This window comes from Ferruginibacter sp. HRS2-29, from assembly GCF_024343615.1.
Taxonomy (GTDB): Bacteria; Bacteroidota; Bacteroidia; order Chitinophagales; family Chitinophagaceae; genus Ferruginibacter.
Map to the genome: position 1 here is coordinate 105,119 of NZ_RJUB01000156.1, position 20,849 is coordinate 125,967.

Consider the following 20,849-nt stretch of genomic DNA (forward strand, 5'->3'; position numbering starts at 1 on the left):
GATCGGAATAAAAACACTTTCCTATTAGAAATAAGCAACGAAGGTTTCACTATTGCCTATTCACTATTGACTACATCACTACATAGGCTGCAACAAATTGCGCTACCAGCCCGATCAACAAACCGGTATAAATATCCTTTTGCGTATGATCGCTCACGATGAACCTTGCCGTACATACCAGCCCTGCCACCAGGAAAGCGATGCTCAGTGGCCATGTCATGAGCATGGAGTTGGTATTTGCCACCACGAGAAAGATGCCGACTAATCCACCCATGCCGATGGCGTGCATGCTTACCTTGTAATAGATATTGGCAAGTAAGGCCCCGCTGGAAGCCAGAAATATCCCCAGCACGAATGCGGGTACAAGCGGCGGGTAATCGAGTGATTTGAAAACGGTATATCCCCAGAAAAAGAAAATTCCACAGGCCATATAAGGAATGATCCTGTCTTTTTTGGTATGAAGAAAAACGGAGTCGATGAATTTCACTGCCCTGAGGAGCGCAACTGTAAAGAGCGGGTAAAAGATGAGGTTTTGTATAACGATGAAGATGGTCTGCAGTTTCTGCCCTGCACTATACCCTGAAAATAAAGAGGGGTGTACGAAGACGAGGAACCACACAACATACAGCGGTATGAATATCGGGTGAAAGATATACGATAAAAGCATGGCCGGCCACTTCAGCAAAGGCGATACTTTTTTGTCAACCGGGTTTTCTACCCTCGCACTGATCATACTAAATCGTTTACAGGATTTTTCGCAGGCGTGCTACAGGAATGTTCAGTTGTTCCCTGTACTTAGCCACCGTACGACGTGCAATATTATAACCTTTTTCCTGAAGCATTTCGGTCAATTTTTCATCGCTGTAAGGATGTTTCTTGCTTTCATCGCTAATCAGGTCGGTTAAGATCTTTTTTACTTCACGTGTACTTACTTCTTCGCCGCTGTCGGTCTGGAGGCTCTCGCTGAAGAAGAACTTCAGGCGGTAAGTGCCAAATTCTGTCTGTACAAATTTGCTGTTGGCCACACGGCTTACAGTGGAGATATCGAGATTGGTGCGTTCCGCAATATCTTTTAATATCATCGGGCGCAGGTCGGTTTCATCGCCGGTAAGGAAAAAGTCGCGCTGGTAATCCATGATGGCTTCCATGGTATTCAGCAAAGTGTTCTGCCTTTGTTTGATGGCATCAATGAACCATTTTGCGGAATCTATCTTTTGCTTGATGAACAACACGGCTTCTTTTTGCTGCTTGTCTTTTTTATTGCCCCTGTCGTAGTCTTTCAGCATATCGCGGTAGCCTTCGCTGATACGGAGGTCGGGGGCGTTCTTGCTGTTAAGGGTAAGCTCCAGTTTGCCCACATTGTTTACGATGAAAAAATCCGGAATGATATAGTTTCCGCCTTTTCCGCTTTCGCTCACGATGCCGCCCGGTTTCGGGTTCAGCTTCACTATCTGGCTGATGATCGCACGAAGGTCTTCATCGGTAAGGTTGAGGGCACGCTGTATTTTTTCGTAATGTTTTTTTGTGAACTCGTCGAAGTATTTTTCCAATACCTTGATGGCCAGCTCTACAGATTTTTCTTCGCCCACTTTTCTTTCCAGCTGTAACAACAGGCATTCCTGCAGGTTGCGGGCGCCTACACCGGCTGGGTCAAACTGCTGTATCTGTAAAATGAGGTCGCTGATCTCTTCTTCATCCGTGATGATATTCTGGCGGAAAGCCAGGTCATCGATGATGGAAGAGATCTCGCGGCGGAGATAACCATCATCATCCAGGCTGCCCACGATCTGTTCGGCGATCTTTTTCTGATGGTCATTGAGCGGTAGCATACCTACCTGCTGAAGCATCAGTTCTATGAAACTTACTTCTACTTTATGTGGAATGGTCTTGTTGTCGTCCTGTTCAGGGTAATTGTCGTCCCTCAGCTTGTAATCGCCTATATCATCGTCGCCTTCATGCACATATTCGCTGATATCGATATTATCGTAATCATCGGCACTGCCGTCTTTTTCAAAATCGTCGTCATTGGATTCTGCAAACTCGTCATTTTCAAATTCATCCTCATGCCCTTCTTCGCCTTGTTCAAGCGCCGGGTTCTCCTCCATTTCTTCCTTGATACGCTCATCCAGGATAGCGGTTGGCACCTGCAACAATTTCATTAGCTGTATCTGCTGCGGAGAAAGTTTTTGCAGTAGTTTTTGCTGTAAGCTTTGATGTAATGCCATAAGCTGAAAATTGGTGATTTATTAAGGATGTTTCAGGGATGGTTTTATGAAAATTTAAAACCGCCTCATTATTTAAAGCGTAAATTTACAACCATTCTCTTTTAAAAATGACAAAAACTACCCAAATTTTATTTTTTTGCATGATTTTTGCTATAAATAGCAGCAAAGCCCAGTCTTTTTCCCTGAAAGACACTGCCAATAAGGCTTCTGCAATTTATAGCCTCCTGCAAAATATTACACAAAAACCTATTTTATCCACAGTTCCGGTAATCCCCGCGAATTTTTATTCCACAAATCTTGGATTTTTTTGTAAAAAAGAATGGAAAATAGAGAAAGCTACCAAAATCCCTTTCCGGTTCAGGCTGGGGTCGGTGCAATATGTGGATTATCTGGAAGGGAAACCCAATTCAATTAAGAATTAAGAATTAAAAATTAAGAATGTATTTCAACTTTGAATTGCTTCAATAAAGCTGAACAACGTTTTAACTGAGCGCTCCATTCTTAATTCTTCATTTTGAATTCTTCATTGCCTAGGGCATCACCGGAAGCGGAGCTGGTTGGGCAAAATAATTCAACCTCAGGCTGTCGCTCCAGCCATTGGGGTTCTTTTCAAAAGATTTACTGCTGAAGAATACCATCCCGTTGATATTCGGTGTATTGCGTATTTTCTGTATCTGGCGGGGGAGCTGGGTCTTGTCTTTCCAGGCTTCATTGCTGCCGGCACGGTAAATACCCAGCCCGATGTAACAATTTTTGCCATAGGTATGCTGTGCCCACCAGTCTACCAGCACATCGAAGGGTGCAGCTTTATGGCCAAATTCCCAATAAAGCTGGGGTGTTACATAATCTATCCAGCCTTTTTTGAGCCAGAGTACGATGTCTGCATAAAGGTCGTCGTAGTTGGTTTGCCCTGCCCTGGTGGCGCTTCCGTGAGGATCTTTATCGTTATTTCTCCATACACCAAACGGGCTGATACCAAACTGGCACCTGGGGTTGGTAGCTTTGATGGTGCGGCTGAGAAGCACGATGATCGAATCGGTATTGCTGCGGCGCCAGTCGTCTTTGCTCATGCCATTTCCATAGAGCCGGTATTTGGCATCATCTGGAAATTCTTTTCCCGCAATACGATAAGGATAAAAATAATCGTCGAAATGGATGGCATCTACCGGGTAGCGTTTCACCACATCTTTCACAATGTTGTTTACATATTGCTGCACATCCTTGTTTCCCGGGTCGAAATATTTTTTATCCCCGTAGGTCAGGAACCACTCAGGATGTATACGGGAGATATGTGTGGGGGAAATGGAAGAGCCATTGATGTTGAATACGGCCCTGTAAGGGTTCATCCAGGCATGGAATTCCATTCCGCGTTTATGCGTTTCCGTTATCATGAACTCAAGAGGATCGTATAAAGGAAATGGTGGCACACCCTGGATACCTGTAAGCCACTGGCTCCAGGGCTCGTAAGGCGAAGGATAAAATGCATCGGCGGCAGGGCGGATCTGCACAATGAGGGCATTCATGCCGTTTCTTTTATGCATTTCGAGGAGCTGGATAAACTGCGCTTTTTGTACTTCGCTGTTGATGGTTGGGGCACTTGGCCAGTCGATATTGCTTACAGTAGCCACCCATGCAGCCCTGAACTCTGGCTTGACCGGCGTTTGCGCTTTCATATTCATGTACAGGGAAAATACAGCGCATGCTGTCAGCAAGAGGCTCTTCATCAGGCTAATTATTTATTGGTGCGAATTTTATCCAGGAGCTTGTTGAGCGCCTTTGCATCGGCTTCACTGAGGTTGCCGAGGATGGCTTCCATTTCACTTTCCGATTTGTCCATTTTTTCGAGCAGCTTACGGCCTTTGCCGGTGATGCTTACATCTACCAGGCGCTTGTCGCTGTCGCAGGTATTCTTTTTTACAAGATCCTTTATTATCAGCCTGTCTACGATACGGCTGGTATCACTCATCTTATCGAGCATACTCTGCCTGATCTGCAGGGTGGAGATAGGTTTTCCGGCACCACGCAGGATACGGAGGATATTGAACTGCTGAGGCGTAATGTCTTCCTTATCGAAAAAGTTCTTCATACGCTCATTCATCCAGTTGTAGGTATAGATCATGTTGATCATCGCCTTCTGGTAATCGTTCCGGAACTTTGATTGGTTGATATCGTTTTCTATTCCCATGACAATGCGAATTTATAATAATAAAAAAAGTCTGCCAACAACTTTATTGCGGCAGACAGTTTTAGCAAGAATTATATTAATTTTTTTAAAGCGCCTTCGACAAGCTCAGGCTGACAGTCAGGGCAAGTTCAGGCTGACAGTCAAGGCAAGTTCAGGCTGATAATCGAGACAATATCAGGCCGACAGTACTGTCATGTTGAGCTTGTCGAAACATAGCATCAGCATAAAATTAATTATTGTAGTAAAATTTCTCTTCTACAATCTTGCCATTTTTCCAGCGCTGTACCGATACCTGTGTGTAATTGCGTACACCGTAATCTTTGTGGGTGTAATCAAACCACCATTCTACTACGGCAATGCCATCGCTGATGATCGTATTTACAACTTTTGCACCGCGGAATTCGGTAAGGCCGTTTACAAAGGCTTCTTCAAACTGGCGGCTTACATCTTTACCTTCACGGGCCGGGTAATCATTATCCTGCATCACCACGTTCTCATCATAAAATTTTTCAAATGCTTCCAGTATTTTTCCTTCCAGGATCATCTGGTTAAGTTCGTCTACTAATGTTCTTAAGTCTAACATGATTGTGTGTTTTTAAATTGAAGACACAAATTTGGTGTTTAAACATTGAATATCGCCAATAAACTTTTTATTACACGAATTTTAACGAATTATACCAGAATAGAAATTGTCAGCATCATAGAGGGCGGCCATTGCCAGGAACGAAGCAGGCCCGTCAGATATCAGATGGGATTGCTTTTCTCCCGGGAATGGCCGTTTTAATAGTTTAAGAAGATTTCTTTTTCTCCATTGTTTCCTCTTCTTCATTCGTTTTCATATCTGTTATCACTTCGCCGCTGGCGGAAAATTCGTTGATGTATATTTTAACGAGTATCAGGAAATAACTCACCAGCAAGGGGCCGAATATAAGCCCAATAAAACCGAACAGGTTGAGCCCCACGATCACTCCCAATACGGTGATCATCGGATGTACATTGCCCATCCTTTTCAGCAGGGTGATCCTCGACAGGTAATCCACGTTGCCGGTAACCACCACACTGTAGATGGTAAGCCCGATAGCTGGCCCGGTCTGTTGAGTGGAGAACATTACGATCACCAGCGGTACCCATACGATCATGGTACCCACGATGGGGAAAAAGGCGAATACACCCGTTACAAAACCCCACATGCCCCAGTCTTTTACACCAAATATGAAGTAACCCAACGCCGCTGTAAGCCCTTGTATGATGCATATCACGGGTATGCCCAGTGCGTTTGCCTTGATCATCATCCGCGATTCGCTGGCCAGCGTATTGATATTGTTTGGCTTCAGCGGGATCAGCTGCCCCATCTTTTTTTCCACATCCCTGCCGCTTACGAGGAGGTAATAAAAAAGGAAGAACATCATGATGAGGTTGGTGAGTATATTGGCGGTACTGTTGATCACCGAAGGAATGAAGGAAGCTATCTTTTGCGAAAGGTTCTTGGTATTTTCTTCCGATAAGATCTGTATGCCGGTAGCAGCTTTCACTTTTTCCGAAAATGTCTGCAGGTTGGTCATGATCTGCTCCTGGTTGTTGATCAGGGCGCTCACTTTTGGCGAGATCATGGTTACGGCAAAATAAATGGGTATGGCTATGATGACGATATACATCATCATGAAAAGAAAAGCTGTCCAGCCTTTTTTCCATTTTCTTTTAAAGATCAGTTTGAAAAACCAGGTACGGCTCAGGATGTAAAGGGTGATGCCGCCGAGTAACCCTGGCAGAAAAGAGGTCATTTTGGTGAGCAATACCCAGCCAAGTAAAATAATAAAGGTCAGCAGCACGATCTGCCTGATCCTGTCATTGAAAATTTGTTGCGTCATGTAGAGCTATTTGCTGTAAAAAGGGAAAAGGCGGGACTTTACTTCCACACCGAAGCACCTTCGCTGCAGTTGGCGCAGATGTCGATGTTTTTTCGGCTCTGCATAAGCTCAGTCCTGAACTGTTTATAGTTAGAATTGTGCCAAATTTCCTTGAAAGATTCGTTCTTGAGGTTTCCGAGCCGGTGCATCGCGTCCTTGTCGAAACAACAAGGTACCACCAGTCCATCCCAGGTAATCACATTGGCATGCTGCAATTTCCAGCAACGGTTGGCCAGCCTGTTTTTGGCAGTGTAGGTACCATCCGCGTTTTTTTTGTAGCGGCTGAATTTCTGGTTTTCGGGGATCAGCTGGTTAGGATCGGTTTCGTAATCGTATACCTGTGCCGTTTTAAAACGCACCTGGTCTACACCGATCTCTTTCGCCAGCCTTTTGATATCTTCTATCTGGTGTTCATTGGGTTTCACTACCAGGAACTGGAAAAAGACAAACGGTGTTTTGCTGTTGAGTTCTTTTTTCCATTTCACAATGTTTCTGGCACCTTCTATCACTTTATCAAGATTACCGCCAACGCGATAGGAGCGGTAAACATCGTTGGTAGTGCCATCGATCGAAATGATCAGGCGGTCGAGCCCGCTTTCCACCGTTTTTTTTGCGGCTTCATCGGTGAGGTAATGCGCATTGGTGGAAGTGGCAGTGTAAATACCTTTGGAAGAAGCATATTTAACCATTTCCAGGAAATCGGTATTCAGGTAAGGTTCACCCTGGAAATAAAAGATGAGATAAAGCAGTTCTTTATGAATATCGTCGATCGTAGCCGAAAAGAAATCTTTCTTGAGCATACCTGTAGGCCTTGTAAAAGCCCGTAAGCCGCTGGGGCATTCGGGGCAACGGAGGTTGCAGCTGGTGGTAGGTTCAAAGGAAATAGATACGGGATAGCCCCATTGGATGGGCTTTTTCAGCAACCTGCTGGCGTAAAAGCTGGCCATCACTTTTATCCCGTTCCAAAGGCGGGCAGGTGTCAGCTTGCTGGCGAGGTTGAGTGTATCGTTTAAATTGAAATCCGGCATTGGTACAAATGTAGGGATGTTTGGGAGGAGCTGCTTGTCGAAGACGGGAAAATTGTAAACAATGGGTAAGGGGTAATGGATAACGGGTCAATGGATAATGGATAATTGTTGCCCATTGACCCGTTATCCGTTACTATAATTTGACGCCTTTGATATCCGATAACCTGATAAAGCCCCAGTACCTGGAATCGAGGGAATTGTGACGATTGTCCCCGAGTACGAAACCCGCGCCGGGCGGAATTGTAAGCGGGTCAAAATTATCAGCTGTCCATTTGCCCGGATTTTTATCCAGCCACATGAAAGCTGCGTATTCCGAGCTGTCAAAACCTGTTAAGTATAAAGTCGCTTCGTTAGGGTCTTTTAATTTTTTGAGCATTTCCGTGGTAAGGTTCACCTTGATATCTTTATCGCTGACAAAAACGTTATCAACCTCATCAGTGGAATCATAAATGCCCTGTACGGTTTTCATATCCGGCACAGTGTATATGTGATAGAGATTAAGGCCCGAAGCATTATCCATTATTAAATTATCCATTATCCATTCACATTAATCCTGCAGATCTTCCCTTTTCGCCACCACATCTTTGAAACAAAGATCATTTGCGGCAAATTTTTCATAGTTGTTGAAGATCACATTAAGGGCGATGAAGTTCATCACATAGGCCCTTGTTTCGGCCGGAAGGTAATTTTTGATATCCCAGAAAGTAGGGTTAGCCTTGCCGCTGCGCTCCATCGCGTTCCACACATTGCCCACGCCACAGTTGTAGCTGGCGGTGATGAGCAACCAGTCGCCATTGAGGTTGCGGTGGCGGTCGCGGAGATATTTTGCGGCAGCATACGTAGATTTTACAAAGTCTTTACGGTCATCCACCTGCTTTTTCGCTTTCGCTACGGCATTCGTTCTGGCAGCTTTTTTCTTTTTATCCTTTGAAACCGCTTCTTCTTTTTGCGCTATGCGCAATCCATATTCCTTCGCCACTTCATCCATGATCTGCCAGTAACCAACAGCTCCGGCCCGGGAAACAACATTACCATTGAACCCGCTTTCAAGCGCCAGCAATACGGCAAACTCCGACGGGATATTATATTTTTTGAGGATGGCTTCGGCTTTCGGAAAAAACTTTTTGCCGCGGTTGAAAGTCCGGATCAGGTAATCTTTCCTGTTTGTGGAGAATTTTTCTACATAATCCAGCGACTCGTCTTTGGCTCCGGATAAGATCCCGGGGTACTCCACATTTGCTTCTTTTAAAACTACCAGCCTGCTTTTTTCTTTTACAGATGCCAGTAAAGGCTTTTTGTTGCGGGTAGTGTCATCGTTATTTGCGTAAGCAAAAGACTGGATCATGAAGCTGCAAAAAAATGCGCTGGCAATAGCCTTGAGGAAAGTGTTTTTCAAACGATATTATTAATTGGGATGATGAAATAATACTGCTGTTACAGCGTTTCAACCAAAAATACTGTCCTTTAACGCAGATATTGGTAATGTATTGCCAAACTATAGGCGGTTAACAGAGATTTGGCATTTAATCGTAGTTTTATGTTAAAAAATATCCTGATGCGTTTCTTCCTGATCTTTCTACTTTTCTGCAACACAGCAGCTTATGCCCAAATAGATTACAATAAGCAGAAAGAGATCTCCCTGCATGAGCGCACGGCACAGCAGCAATTCATAGGAGCCCGTGGCGGCCAGGGAAGCCAGGCTTCCGATAATTTTGATGTAAAATATTACCGCTGTTACTGGGAGATCGACCCGTCCGTTCGTTTTATCAGGGGCAATGTCACCATCTATTTTAAAGTGAGCGAACCTACCACCACCATCACGCTCGATATGGCCAATACGCTTACCACAGATAGCGTAAAACAGCGCAACAACACGGTAGCATTCGAACGTACCGGCAATAGCATCAAGCTCAATTTTGCACAGCCGATCGCCGCCAACACACTCGATTCGGTCACCATCGCCTACAACGGCGTTCCGTTGAATACGGGCTTCGGTTCCTTCATACAAGACAATCATTCCGGCACACCGGTGGCCTGGTCGCTCAGTGAGCCTTACGGTTCAAAAGACTGGTGGCCGTGCAAGACCAACCTGGGCGATAAAGCAGATTCGCTGGATGTTTACATTACGCACCCTTCCATTTACAAAGCCGCCAGCAACGGTATGCTTCAATCGGAAACGCCCATCGCCGGCGGAAAAACGATCACTCATTGGAAACACCGCTACCCGATTGCGGGTTACCTCGTATGTTTTGCTGTGACCAATTATTCGGTGTTCAACAACACGGTGCAGATCGGTAGTACGTTGTTGCCAATGCAGACTTATTGTTATCCCGAAAACCTGGTGCTGTTCCAGCAAAATACACCCAGGGTACTCAACGCGATGAAATTGTTTCACGCTGCTTTCGGTGATTATCCATTTATCAAAGAAAAGTACGGGCATGTGCAATTTGGCTGGGGTGGCGGAATGGAACACCAGACTTCTACGTTCATTGTAACGCCGGACGAAAACCTGATGGCCCATGAGCTCGGCCACCAGTGGTTTGGCGATAAGATCACCACCAATAGCTGGGAAGATATCTGGCTGAATGAAGGTTTTGCCACTTATCTCGCCATGTATTATTACGAAAAAACGTACCCGGCCAACATCCACGATTTCAAGGGAATGGTATTGGCCGATATCACCAGCCAGCCCGGCGGTTCGGTAAAAGTGGATGATACAACCAACCTCAACAGCATTTTCAGCAACAGGCTGTCGTACAATAAAGGTGCGTACCTGGTAAATATGCTGCGTTTTAAATTCGGCGACTCACTTTTTTTCAAAGCCATCAGGCATTACCAGGATGACCCGGCAATCATTTACGGCTATGCCCGCACCAGCGACCTGAAAAGGAACCTGGAAGAAGCAAGCGGACAAAACCTCACAAAGTTTTTCGACCAATGGTACAGCGGACAAGGTTATCCATCGTACCATGTGCAATGGAGCCAGGTAGGCAGCACTGCTGTGCAGGTAAAACTGGGGCAAACGACTTCGCATTCGTCGGTCAGTTTTTTTGAAATGCCTGTTCCGCTGAAATTTAAAAATGCAACCCGCGAAAAAACGATCGTGGTCAACAATGTAAACAACGGGCAGGTGTTTGTGGAGGATATCGGCTTTGTGGCAGATACCGTGCTTGTAGACCCGGAATACTGGCTCATCAGCAAAAACAACAGCACGCAAAAAGTGGTTCCTTCCAATACCGGCAAAGGTGTGGTGGAAATATATCCCAATCCCATCGTCAACCCATTCAAGATATACCTCCACGATTTTAATGCAGCCTCTTCCACCATTCATATCTACGCTTCCAACGGCCAGCTGGTTTACCAAAAAAATATAATGCTCAACAATGGCAGCGAACTGGTAAACATCGGTACGGCTACCTGGGCGAAGGGGGTGTATGTGGTGAAAGTAATAACGGGCAAAGAGGTGTTTACACAGCAGTTGGTGAAATAATTACCGAGCTATATTAAATTCTTCGATGATCAATTAGGTTTAAATCTTGTAATACTTCACGCCCGTTGGGGCGATTGTTTGCGTTGCGGCTGCACCCGCTGGTTTTGTCTTTAACAGCGCTTCGCGGTTAAAGACAAATTTCGCCCTTCGGCGAAACCCCACCGGCTGAGGCCGCTCTGCAAACATTGATAGTTTGTGCGAAGGGAAGTAATGGGCGAAGTTATTTCCACATTTAAAACGTCTTTATTGGGGAGCGCAAATCCCGCAAGTGCGGGAACCCAACGGCCGTGGAGTATTAGAAATTTCATCTCATACAAACCATCGGGTATTTTAAAAAACCATCACTCCAATCACCAAAATTTTCATAATAATAATAGGTTCTTATTTTTTTGAGAACAGTATATTTATTTTCCTCCTACATTCGCACCAAATTTCATAGCACTCCGCAATGGCCAAACGCAGAAAGAAACGGCGTATCAAACCCCTCCTCCTTACTTCCCTTATTTTTATCGCGATGGCTACCGCCGGTATCTTCATCTATCGTCATTATACCCGGCCGTTCTTTGTTCATTATACAGAATACGGCATCGATCTTCCTGCCAATTACAGCGTACATGGAATCGACGTAAGCAAACACCAGAGCATCATTTCCTGGGAAGATGTGCAACAGATGAAAGTGAAGGATGTGAGCCTTTCGTTCGCTTTTATGAAAGCTACCGAAGGCGTGGATAATGTGGATGTGCAGTTCAGGCGCAACTGGCGTAATGCCGGTGAACAGCAGCTGGCAAGAGGGGCATATCATTTTTTCATTGCCAGCAAAAGCGGAAAAACGCAGGCCTCGAATTTCATCCGCATAGTAGACCTTCGGAAAGGCGACCTGCCCCCGGTGCTCGATGTGGAACTTACTTTTGGTGTACCCTTAAAAGACCTCCAGCAACGGGTTGCCGATTGGTTAGAGATGGTGGAAAAGGAATACGGCGTTCGGCCCATCATTTATACCAATGCCGATTTTTACACGCATTACCTCGCCGGCCGTTTTGATGACTATCCGCTTTGGGTGGCACATTACCTGGTGAAAGATAAACCACGTATCAAACGCGACTGGACATTCTGGCAACACAGCGAAAGCGGCCATGTGAATGGTATCAACGCTTTTGTGGATTTCAACGTATTCAATGGCGACGGATTCGACTTCGAACAACTTAAGATAAAATAGGATTACTTTAGCTGTAAAAATTTACCGATGGGAATGGAAGATGAAACCAGGGGCTTCCTGGTACTGATAGCGAACACCATTGCACTTGTACTGATATGGATGATCGCGAATGTATTGGTGGGCATCTATTTTGATCTTGCCTTTTTCAAAGGCCACCCCGGCGTATGGAACATCGTGTATTATGTGCTTTCGTTAACCGCACTCATCTTCATCATCCGCAGGCTTAAGAAAAAATGGCAACTTTAAAGAGCTGGAACCTCCGTCTGCATTTCTACCAGAATAAACGTAATTGGTGTAATTCGTAAAAATTCGTGTCTCAGTGCTTGTGATGCGGAGAAGTACATTTTACCCTTGTACACAACCGGTAATTATAATAATGTGCCGACACTATCAGCAACACCGCCGGTATCAGAAAATAGAGCTCGTACTGGTGAAATAGCTGCTTGGCGATCAAAAAAACGAAGCCTGCGGAAAACATCAGTATCGGCGCAAAAGACCGGTGATGCCTGATATGCCCATGAAGAAGTGCGTAAGACCCCACCCCAAAAGCGATGGCGATCATGCTCCACTCGAAGATATTGTTGTGAATAATATTGATGCCGAACAAAGGCAGGCTGGTGGCTATCATTGGCAGTAGGGCACAGTGAATGGCACAGGCCAGCGACGTGATTATACCCAGTCCATCCCAGTTCGTTTTTAAATTCATGAGTACAAAGATAAGCATATTTGCAATATTGTTGCAAGTTTTGCCTTCCTTTAACGAGGTATATTTTACAGGCTGCCATTTGTAGTGTAAATTTGTGCATTAAACGGGTGGAAGATGAAAAAATGGTTGTTTTACGGGGGGTTCTTTATAGTATTGTTATTGACATTTTATGCTTTAGTGTTCAGGGATTACGATTTTTCCAAAAGCACATTGGCGGTGATCAATCCGGCTGTGCCGGCCTTCAGCTTTACCGACCAGGATGGAAAGACCATCTCCCAGCGGCAGACAGATGATAAGGTATATGTGGCAGAATATTTTTTTACTACCTGCAAAGGGATCTGCCCGAAAATGAACGCCAACATGCGCCGCGTTTTTGACACGTACAAAACAGAGCGTGACTTCCTCATCCTTTCGCACACCTGCATGCCCGAAACCGACAGCGTTCCGCTGCTCAAGGAGTACGAACAGAAGATGCTGAATGGCAACCTGGTAAAAAAAGAAGATGGTTCTTTCATTATAAATGAAGCAAAAGGCGCTGCAGGCAATACCAACTGGCATTTTCTTACCGGCGATAAAGCCCAGCTCTACCGCATGGCAAGAAACGGGTACATGATCGATAACGGGAAACCAGACAGCACACAACAGATTGCCGACCAGTTCATTCATACACAGTTTTTTGCATTGGTCGACCGCTACCGCAGGGTACGGGGCATATACGACGGATTGAAAGAAGACGAAGTGCAAAAGCTCATAAAAGACATTGGCGAACTACTGAAAGAAAAAGTAGACCATACCCGGTTCATGACAGGATTTGGTAATTCCCCCACATAAGTGGAAAAACAACTACCATGGAAACACAACTCGACATATTGAAACGCAACGGCCTTAGTGTAACCGAAGGCAGGAAAAAGATCCTCGATCTTTTCCTGGCTACCGAAGGCGCATTGGCCCATGCCGATATTGAAAAAAATACTGATGCCGCATTCGACCGTGTGACCGTATACCGCACCCTGCAAACCTTTGTGGACAAAGGGATCATCCACCAGATACCTACTACCGACAACTCCGTGCTATATGCCCTTTGCAAACACAATTGTGCCCAGGGCCACCACCACGATAACCACGTGCATTTCATCTGCGATGAATGCGACAAGACCATCTGCCTCGACGATGTGACCGTTCCGGCAGTAAAACTTCCCAAAGATTTTGAACCCCTGCATGCGGCAATGATCGTAAGCGGGATTTGTAAAGAATGCAAAGTCAATTAATAATTAATAATTAATAATGCGGAAGTCCGGGCTGCTTGGGGTCTGTGAAGCATAGCTGATAATATGGTCATTGCAAGCCTGCGAAGCAATCTCTTCGCTACGATCTTCTCCATAATTCGCTGCAACACAAAAGCAGTTATGCAAAACCTTTAACCCCGCCCGGGAAACAATTATTAATTATTAATTGTGTGTACCGCCCGCTTTGATTTCTCGTCTATTTACTGCACTTTGTGCACTCTTAACTCTTAATTGAAATTTTATGTTAGAAGAATTATTCAACCTCGTAAAAGGCTCGGCACAGGAAACTGTAGTAAATAACCCGGATGTTCCCAATGATCAGAATGACGAGATCGTTGCGGAAGCTACCAATACCGTGGCTTCGGGACTGCGCAATATGGTAGCGGGTGGCGGCCTGCAGAACATTCTTTCGCTGTTTGGCAACAACACTTCCGGAAACCAGCAACAGCAGGGCTCTTCAAGCCTCCTGAGCAACCCTATCGTAAACATGATGGTGGGGCATTTTGCCGGCAAGCTCATGAGCAAATTCAACCTTGGTGGCGCGCAGGCCAATAATGTGGCAAACAACCTGATCCCATCGGTTATTTCCAACCTGGTCAACAAAACCAACGACCCCAACAACAGCAACTTCTCCATCGAAAGCCTGCTCAATTCCATTACCGGCGGCGCCAGCAACCAGGTGGTACAGCAGGAACAGCAAAACGGTAACAGCGGCTTCAACATCTCCGACCTCATCGGACAATTTACCGGGGGCGGCAATACCCAGCAAAGCGGCGGCGGCGGATTGATGGACATCGTATCGCAGCTGGCAGGTGGTGCACAAGCGCAACAGGCCAAAAATGGCGGTGGTGGACTGATGGACCTCATCAAAGGATTTATGCAGAAATGATCCGGGGAGAAAGCAAACCCCGGAGGTTTTTTTTCCAACCTCCGGGAGTTTCCGCCGGGGGCAAACGCTCCGGGGTTAACGAAAAAACCCCGGAGGTTTCTTTTGAACCTCCGGGAGTTTCCGCCCGGGGGCAAACGCTCCGGGGTTAGAAGAAAACCCCGGAGGTTTTGACGGCATTTTATTTTATATTCACAGATGCAAAAAATTTCGGCACCGGTAAAAGTTTTTCTGTGGTTATTATTGGTGGCCTGCATGATCATACTCGCAAAAAATATTCTCTTCAAAGGCAAACACAGCTACCAACCTGCCGATCTCAAAAAAGCATTCACTTCCAAAAGCATCAAAAAACGTTTCGATAAAGCCAACCTCAAACCTTTTGCCACCATCCGCCTCTTTTACAGCAGCCGCTCGCTGGGCACCGAATACAAGATGGGCAACCTGGTAGGCAACGTGGTAGGCTTTATCCCGCTGGGATTGTTACTCCCCCTGCTTTTCAACTGGAAACGGGGCTGGCAGGCGGTTTTCGGTGTGTTTCTCATCAGCCTCAGCTTTGAGCTGGCGCAGTTATTATTTGCCCTCGGGGTATTTGATGTCGATGATCTCATCCTCAACACCCTTGGCGGATTGATCGGTTATATCATTTACTGGATAGTCAGAAGCATCATTCGCCACCAGCGGAGGAAGGACTTTAACTTACAAGATGTAGCCCGCTAGAAGCCCTGGAAAATTTTCTCACCATAAAATTACCCGACTTTTATTATTTTTACCCGGCAAACCTAAACGTGCCCATGAAACACTTTTTTACCCTTTCCTTCATTTTTGTTTCCATCTTCTTTTTTTCCTGTAGTAAGGATAGCACATCGGAACCCGATCCCAATTCTGGAAGATTAACTGCCGTAACATTTAAATTTGAGGCTAACCAGGATAAGATGCTCATTTATTATGATCAGCAAAACCGGGTGGATTCGATGGTTGCGAAACCCACTGCATACGAACCCGGACTTCCGCATACACGCTCTTCCTTCAGTTTCAAATTTACTTACCAGGGAAACAATACTTTGCCTGCAAAAGTGCTCTACACCTATGGCTATGATGTTCTGCAATACATTGACCACAGCCTTACCTATGATGCGGAAAAACGCGTACAGGAGGATAAAGTGCATATCTGGTACAGCGATCCGAGCGTGGCTCATCTCGAAAACTGGGATACGATTCAGTTTCATTATGCCGGTAATAAAATGTATCATGAAGAATACTGCGGCAGTTGTCCTCCCGGAACGATTCCGTATGTTGATACTACCGAAGTCGTAAATGGAAATATAGTCAGGTGGACATTGTTTGACCCGGGAGGTAGCGTAGGGGAGGTACAGACATATAACTATGATAACGGCACCAATCCGTATTATTCTTTGAATATAGGGCCTGCATTTTTTGCTGTTTCGCTGGCAAGTCCTTTCGGTTCATTCAGGCATATTATCCCGATGACCAATAAAAACAACTTAATAAATTTTGGAAATTCTTCGCTCGGTTTCAGATTCATCAATAACTACCTGCCCAACGTAGATAAATTGGGTAATACTATCCTCGAAATCAACAGTATTTCAAAGGACACTACTGAATATCATTACCAATAAGGCAAACACACTACTTTTCGGCCATTAACCTGTTGGCCTATCCCGATAATTTAGTAAAGGGGCTCAGTAATTCACTGCTGTGGAATAAAAATTGCATTTTGACAGTACTTTCCAGCGCAAATGAAATATTTTGCAGCCCCAACTAAAATTATTCGTTTTTGACACAGACATATATATACGCAGGCGTGGCGCTGGTGATCGGTTTTGCCCTCGCCTGGATCATACAGCTGGTGAAGATCACCAAAATAAAAAAAGAGCATAAGAGCATGCAGGGCTTTCTCGAAAGCGAAAGGCTGATGAAGGAGACGTTGCAGAAAGAAAATATACAGGTGCACCAGCTCAAACAGGCGACCGAACTGGAGCTGCACCGCAAGCTCAAAGAAGCGGTACAACTTACCAAAATGATGGATGCCGATATTCTCCTGCTTCAAAAAAGCAACGAAGAAACCGAAGCGCAACTGGCCAGCGCACAACCCGAACTGCATGCGATCAAGCTGAAGCTGATTGAAGCTAATAATACCATCGCGAGATATAAGGCGCAATTGGGAATCAAATAAATCTATGATCTGAGATGTATGATCTATGATCTGATTCTCTCAAATTGTAACGCATCACATACCCAGTGAGTACTTCAATCATGAAGAAACCATAGATCATACATCATCGATCACACATCATCGATCATAGATCATACATCATAGATCATCGATCATTTCAATCTCACCACACTGATCACCTTCTGCAGCGCCCCATTCTGCATTCTTAAAAAGTACGCACCTGCGGGCAGGTTGTCATTATAGATATCAATATTGTAAGTACCCGTCGCATAATCTTTGTTGGTGATGACCTTCACCACCTGCCCCAGCGAATTGAGCTGTTGTATCATAGTGTTACCACCTGTGGTGGAAAATTGTATGGTGGCGCTAACAGCGTAAGGGTTAGGCCACATTTTTAATATCAGTTTATCAGAATTATTATTGGTGTTGTCAATGTCTTCCGGCAAGCCACAAGGGCCGCCTTCTATGAGTGGCAATGCCTGGTAGTTTTGCAAAAGGATATCGTGCAATGCCGGCTGCTTTACACAAAACCACTGCTCTAACACCGACGCGTACACGCTTCTGAAATCGTATTGAAACGGGATATTGTTCACCACCTGTATATCCGCAGGGATATCGGGGCTGTTACCCAGGATGCCTTTTTTTACATGTTTGCCAAACATCATCAGCGGGGCCGCGGCGCCATGATCGGTCCCCAGGCTCGCGTTCGATTTGATGCGGCGCCCAAATTCAGAAAACGTCATACCGATCACCCGGTCATCGAGGTTCATCAGCTCCAGGTCTTTTTGAAAAGCATCAATGCCGGTAGAAAGATTTTTCATCAGTTCGGCATGCAGGCCTGTAGAAGTATCGCTGGCATTTACCTGTCGCTTGTGTGTATCAAACCCGCCGATGGTTACGGTGTATACCCTTGTCTTCAATCCGCCTTTTATCAGCCGGGCAACGATCTTCAGCTGATCCGCAAGGCTGTTGCGTTCAGGATAAGTGGCCATCGTCGACGCACGCTGGTATGCATCGCGGATAATATCCGAATAGATCTTCGTTTTCTCCGACACTACCCGCAAAAACCTCAGCTCCTTATTTGCCGGGGGCGCATCCATCGGGTAATCCGAAAAAGGGTTGGCGAATGTGTATACTTTTTCAGGGTTGGTGATGGATAGGCCCATGGAATAAATGCTGCCCTGCAGATCGAGTGTGGGCACATCGCTGATCTGTATCGCCAGCGGGTCGGGCATTTCACTGTCGGGGTAGGCATCGGGGTAGCCCGGAAATTCTTCCTGCAGGTAACGGCCCATCCAGCCCGTTTTTACGCGGGCGCTGCGCAAAGTGGTGTTATCGCCGCTCATCCAGATATCCCTCGCCTGGAAATGAGAGAAGCTGGGATTGGCATACCCCACCGATTGCACCACGTTCATCCTGCCATCATTGAAAAGATTTTGCAATGCCGTCATGGAAGGATGAAGGCCCGATTTATCGGTGCCATCCAGCCGCAATACTTTGCTTTGCTGTATGGCTACATTGGTGCGGGCATTGTAATAATTTGAATAGATATCAAGCGGTATCACCATGTTGAGGCCATCGTTCCCACCCATCAACTGTACCAGCACCAGCACATGATCGGTATCGGTGCCGCGAAGCAGGCGGGTCAGGTTACTGTGTGATGCGCCCATGGCGGTAAACGAAAACCCGTTGAGCAAGGCAGGCAGGGCAACGGCCTGTGCAGTGCTGGTTAAAAATTTCTTTCTGTTCATAATCAGTTTTTTTAACCACAAAGTCACAAAGGGCACTAAGGATCACAAAGATGTTAAGCATAAGAAAAAGCCTTTGTGATCCCTGGTGCCTTAGTGTCTTAGTGGTTAGTTGGGTTAGCATAAATGAAATTCAGGTAAGTTCATGATGAATTTGAAAAGGTTCTTCAATGCCGGATCCGTTACAGCCGTATTGTTGCTGTTCCAGGCATTCGTCCATACACTGTTATCGGTTCCGTTATTCAACAAAAAGGTTCGCTTCACATAAGTTTTGGAAGCAGTAGATAACGGGTAACGCAAAAGCAGGCCCACCATATCATCTACAAAAAGATCAGGATCGGCGGGGGTGGCGGAAAGATTGGCAAAAGCCCTTACATCTATCACCGCGTCATTCACCAGGGCATCGGTAAAGTCGGCCCGGCGGGGCAAGGAATTACTGTTTACCCAAAGCTCATAATGCATCGGCCCCTGCGTATACGCCGCGTAACCGGATACATCGGGTGGCTGAAACAGATCCTGCTGCATGATGGCGGCATTGTTGTACACCGAAAAAAACAACGGGTACCCCGCAGCATAATCTGTGTATGCAGGAAAATTGACATTGAATTCACGCAGTGTGCCTGCCAGGATATCATACGGGCCCTTGATATAACAGGCCTGGTTGAGCGGGTCGAAAAAATGCTGGCTTTTAAACAATGCCAGCAGCACCGGTTTTATTTCGTAATTATTATTTTTCAGTAGCGTAGCCAGCGGCTGTATCACATCCGTTTCAGTAGCCGCGTCGATCTCGTAGTAAACAAACCATTTGTACAATTTGCGGCATATGAACCGGGCCGCTTCATCGGTAGCGAAAATCATATTCACCAGCGAAGTAAGCTCCTGTGCCGCATCGCCACCGCCAATGGTAGTGCTGTTGTAAAAAGAAGAAAACGATTTGGAACCGGTATCATGAGCACTGGTATCGATATAAGACTCCAAAGGGTTATTGCGTATACGCCATCCCGTTAGTACACGTGCCGCGGCAATCACATCGTTTTCGGTAAAGTGCGAATCGTTGCCAAGGCCGATGGTAAACAGCTCCTGGAACTCCCGGGCATAATTTTCATCGGGCGCCAGTTTGGAGTTGAGGTATCCATTCAGGTGCAGCAGCATCGCGGGGTCGATGGTCACTTCACGGGCAAGCGTTTTTACATTGCCCAGCACATGCGTGCGCAACAGGTTGTGGTGGCGGTACATCATTTGTGAGTTGCCTACTTCTTCCTGCTGCACCGAGTAATGGTGGTGCCAGAAGAGCAGCATCTTTTCCTGGATGCTTCTCTGCTGGTGCAGGATCACGCCTGCCCACCATTTGCGCAATCCCGCCATACGGAGTGCATTGATCTGCGGCCTCGCTTCCGGCGGACTGGTAAGGTTGAGGTCGTTCACCCAGGTTTGCCCGAGCGGTACGCCCACATCATCGTACATGGTATCCTCCACTTCTATGAGGCCATAATCACGCAGGGGCGGCGATGGTGTGCTTACCGTGTTGATGAGCTCTTCCACCGCGTCGTTCACCGTCATGGAAAGAAAATGATCGATGTCTGCTTTTTTTGCGCCAAACATGGTGCGCTTCAGCAGGTGCGTCACTTCATTCACCGTCCAGTCGCCGGTATAGGGCTGCAGCCCGCTGAAACCGGCACTTTGCGTAGTAGCTACATTTCTGCCAAGGGCAGCCATGAGGAATTTTTTTCTATCCATAATGAACATTTTTTTTATTGGGCTGATGCGGATGCTGGTTGCTGGATGCTGGACTCATATTAATTGATCTTCGCTTATTTCTTCGCTACGATATCCATTATCCATTATCCATTATCCATTATCCATTATCCATTATCCACTATCACCGTATCAGCAATCACTTCAGGAAACCGCATTTTCGGCTTTTCTTACATTTTAAAATTTCACAACTTTTATTAAGCCCGCTGCCGAAAAAAAGTAA

General features: G+C 45.9%; 22 protein-coding genes. 10 read left to right on the forward strand and 12 right to left on the reverse strand.

Annotated features, from left to right (window positions below; translation table 11 throughout):
• Positions 1 to 70 precede the first annotated feature (70 nt).
• Positions 71 to 733 carry a hypothetical protein gene (locus EGI32_RS18195; protein ID WP_255156867.1) on the reverse strand — a complete coding sequence of 221 codons (663 nt, stop codon included), beginning with the start codon at positions 731 to 733 and terminating at the stop codon, positions 71 to 73.
• 10 nt (positions 734 to 743) lie between these two features.
• Positions 744 to 2,225: an RNA polymerase factor sigma-54 gene (rpoN, locus tag EGI32_RS18200; protein WP_255156869.1), complete on the reverse strand. Its 1,482-nt coding sequence runs from the start codon at positions 2,223 to 2,225 to the stop codon at positions 744 to 746.
• A 140-nt stretch (positions 2,226 to 2,365) separates the two neighbouring features.
• Here rpoN and EGI32_RS18205 point away from each other — a divergent pair, with 140 nt between their 5' ends.
• Positions 2,366 to 2,647 (forward strand): hypothetical protein, encoded by a 282-nt coding sequence (locus EGI32_RS18205; protein ID WP_255156871.1) that lies wholly within the window; start codon positions 2,366 to 2,368, stop codon positions 2,645 to 2,647.
• A 108-nt stretch (positions 2,648 to 2,755) separates the two neighbouring features.
• On the opposite strand, the gene EGI32_RS18210 is transcribed toward EGI32_RS18205, so the two are convergent.
• The 7 genes from EGI32_RS18210 to EGI32_RS18240 form a co-directional block, all read right to left on the reverse strand.
• Positions 2,756 to 3,949 (reverse strand): glycoside hydrolase family 10 protein, encoded by a 1,194-nt coding sequence (locus EGI32_RS18210; RefSeq protein ID WP_255156882.1) that lies wholly within the window; start codon positions 3,947 to 3,949, stop codon positions 2,756 to 2,758.
• An 8-nt stretch (positions 3,950 to 3,957) separates the two neighbouring features.
• On the reverse strand, positions 3,958 to 4,410 hold the full coding sequence (locus EGI32_RS18215) for a MarR family winged helix-turn-helix transcriptional regulator (RefSeq protein WP_255156891.1): 453 nt from the start codon (positions 4,408 to 4,410) through the stop codon (positions 3,958 to 3,960).
• Positions 4,411 to 4,639: 229 nt separating this feature from the next.
• Positions 4,640 to 4,993, reverse strand: a complete 354-nt coding sequence (locus tag EGI32_RS18220; RefSeq protein ID WP_255156899.1) for a nuclear transport factor 2 family protein — start codon at positions 4,991 to 4,993, stop codon at positions 4,640 to 4,642.
• Between the two features lie 205 nt (positions 4,994 to 5,198).
• Positions 5,199 to 6,278, reverse strand: a complete 1,080-nt coding sequence (locus EGI32_RS18225; RefSeq protein ID WP_255156901.1) for an AI-2E family transporter — start codon at positions 6,276 to 6,278, stop codon at positions 5,199 to 5,201.
• Positions 6,279 to 6,316: 38 nt separating this feature from the next.
• A complete protein-coding gene (locus EGI32_RS18230; protein ID WP_255156903.1) occupies positions 6,317 to 7,345 on the reverse strand; it encodes a radical SAM/SPASM domain-containing protein in 1,029 nt (342 codons plus the stop codon).
• Between the two features lie 133 nt (positions 7,346 to 7,478).
• A complete protein-coding gene (lepB, locus tag EGI32_RS18235) occupies positions 7,479 to 7,814 on the reverse strand; it encodes a signal peptidase I (RefSeq protein WP_255156905.1) in 336 nt (111 codons plus the stop codon).
• 78 nt (positions 7,815 to 7,892) lie between these two features.
• A complete protein-coding gene (locus tag EGI32_RS18240) occupies positions 7,893 to 8,741 on the reverse strand; it encodes a lytic transglycosylase domain-containing protein (protein ID WP_255156907.1) in 849 nt (282 codons plus the stop codon).
• Positions 8,742 to 8,882: 141 nt separating this feature from the next.
• On the opposite strand from EGI32_RS18240, the gene EGI32_RS18245 reads away from it, so the two are divergent.
• From EGI32_RS18245 to EGI32_RS18255, 3 genes are all read left to right on the forward strand, one after another.
• Positions 8,883 to 10,835: a M1 family aminopeptidase gene (locus EGI32_RS18245; protein ID WP_255156909.1), complete on the forward strand. Its 1,953-nt coding sequence runs from the start codon at positions 8,883 to 8,885 to the stop codon at positions 10,833 to 10,835.
• A 448-nt stretch (positions 10,836 to 11,283) separates the two neighbouring features.
• Positions 11,284 to 12,051, forward strand: coding sequence for a glycoside hydrolase family 25 protein (locus tag EGI32_RS18250; RefSeq protein ID WP_255156911.1), 768 nt, complete (start codon positions 11,284 to 11,286; stop codon positions 12,049 to 12,051).
• 27 nt (positions 12,052 to 12,078) lie between these two features.
• A complete protein-coding gene (locus tag EGI32_RS18255; protein WP_255156913.1) occupies positions 12,079 to 12,297 on the forward strand; it encodes a hypothetical protein in 219 nt (72 codons plus the stop codon).
• 70 nt (positions 12,298 to 12,367) lie between these two features.
• Here the strand turns inward: EGI32_RS18255 and EGI32_RS18260 are convergent, their stop codons facing one another.
• On the reverse strand, positions 12,368 to 12,757 hold the full coding sequence (locus EGI32_RS18260) for a MerC domain-containing protein (protein WP_255156915.1): 390 nt from the start codon (positions 12,755 to 12,757) through the stop codon (positions 12,368 to 12,370).
• Positions 12,758 to 12,871: 114 nt separating this feature from the next.
• Here EGI32_RS18260 and EGI32_RS18265 point away from each other — a divergent pair, with 114 nt between their 5' ends.
• The 6 genes from EGI32_RS18265 (at position 12,872) to EGI32_RS18290 (ending at position 17,123) form a co-directional block, all read left to right on the forward strand.
• Complete coding sequence (locus tag EGI32_RS18265; RefSeq protein WP_255156917.1) at positions 12,872 to 13,588, forward strand: SCO family protein; 717 nt, start codon at positions 12,872 to 12,874, stop codon at positions 13,586 to 13,588.
• Between the two features lie 17 nt (positions 13,589 to 13,605).
• Positions 13,606 to 14,025 (forward strand): Fur family transcriptional regulator, encoded by a 420-nt coding sequence (locus EGI32_RS18270; protein ID WP_255156919.1) that lies wholly within the window; start codon positions 13,606 to 13,608, stop codon positions 14,023 to 14,025.
• Between the two features lie 259 nt (positions 14,026 to 14,284).
• Positions 14,285 to 14,932 carry a hypothetical protein gene (locus EGI32_RS18275; protein WP_255156921.1) on the forward strand — a complete coding sequence of 216 codons (648 nt, stop codon included), beginning with the start codon at positions 14,285 to 14,287 and terminating at the stop codon, positions 14,930 to 14,932.
• A gap of 195 nt (positions 14,933 to 15,127) precedes the next feature.
• A complete protein-coding gene (locus tag EGI32_RS18280; protein ID WP_255156923.1) occupies positions 15,128 to 15,646 on the forward strand; it encodes a VanZ family protein in 519 nt (172 codons plus the stop codon).
• Between the two features lie 74 nt (positions 15,647 to 15,720).
• Positions 15,721 to 16,566 carry a hypothetical protein gene (locus EGI32_RS18285; protein ID WP_255156924.1) on the forward strand — a complete coding sequence of 282 codons (846 nt, stop codon included), beginning with the start codon at positions 15,721 to 15,723 and terminating at the stop codon, positions 16,564 to 16,566.
• Between the two features lie 158 nt (positions 16,567 to 16,724).
• Complete coding sequence (locus EGI32_RS18290; RefSeq protein ID WP_255156926.1) at positions 16,725 to 17,123, forward strand: hypothetical protein; 399 nt, start codon at positions 16,725 to 16,727, stop codon at positions 17,121 to 17,123.
• 152 nt (positions 17,124 to 17,275) lie between these two features.
• Here the strand turns inward: EGI32_RS18290 and EGI32_RS18295 are convergent, their stop codons facing one another.
• Positions 17,276 to 18,874: a DUF1501 domain-containing protein gene (locus tag EGI32_RS18295; RefSeq protein ID WP_255156928.1), complete on the reverse strand. Its 1,599-nt coding sequence runs from the start codon at positions 18,872 to 18,874 to the stop codon at positions 17,276 to 17,278.
• Positions 18,875 to 18,988: 114 nt separating this feature from the next.
• Positions 18,989 to 20,608, reverse strand: coding sequence for a DUF1800 family protein (locus EGI32_RS18300; RefSeq protein WP_255156930.1), 1,620 nt, complete (start codon positions 20,606 to 20,608; stop codon positions 18,989 to 18,991).
• Between the last annotated feature and the right edge of the window lie 241 nt (positions 20,609 to 20,849).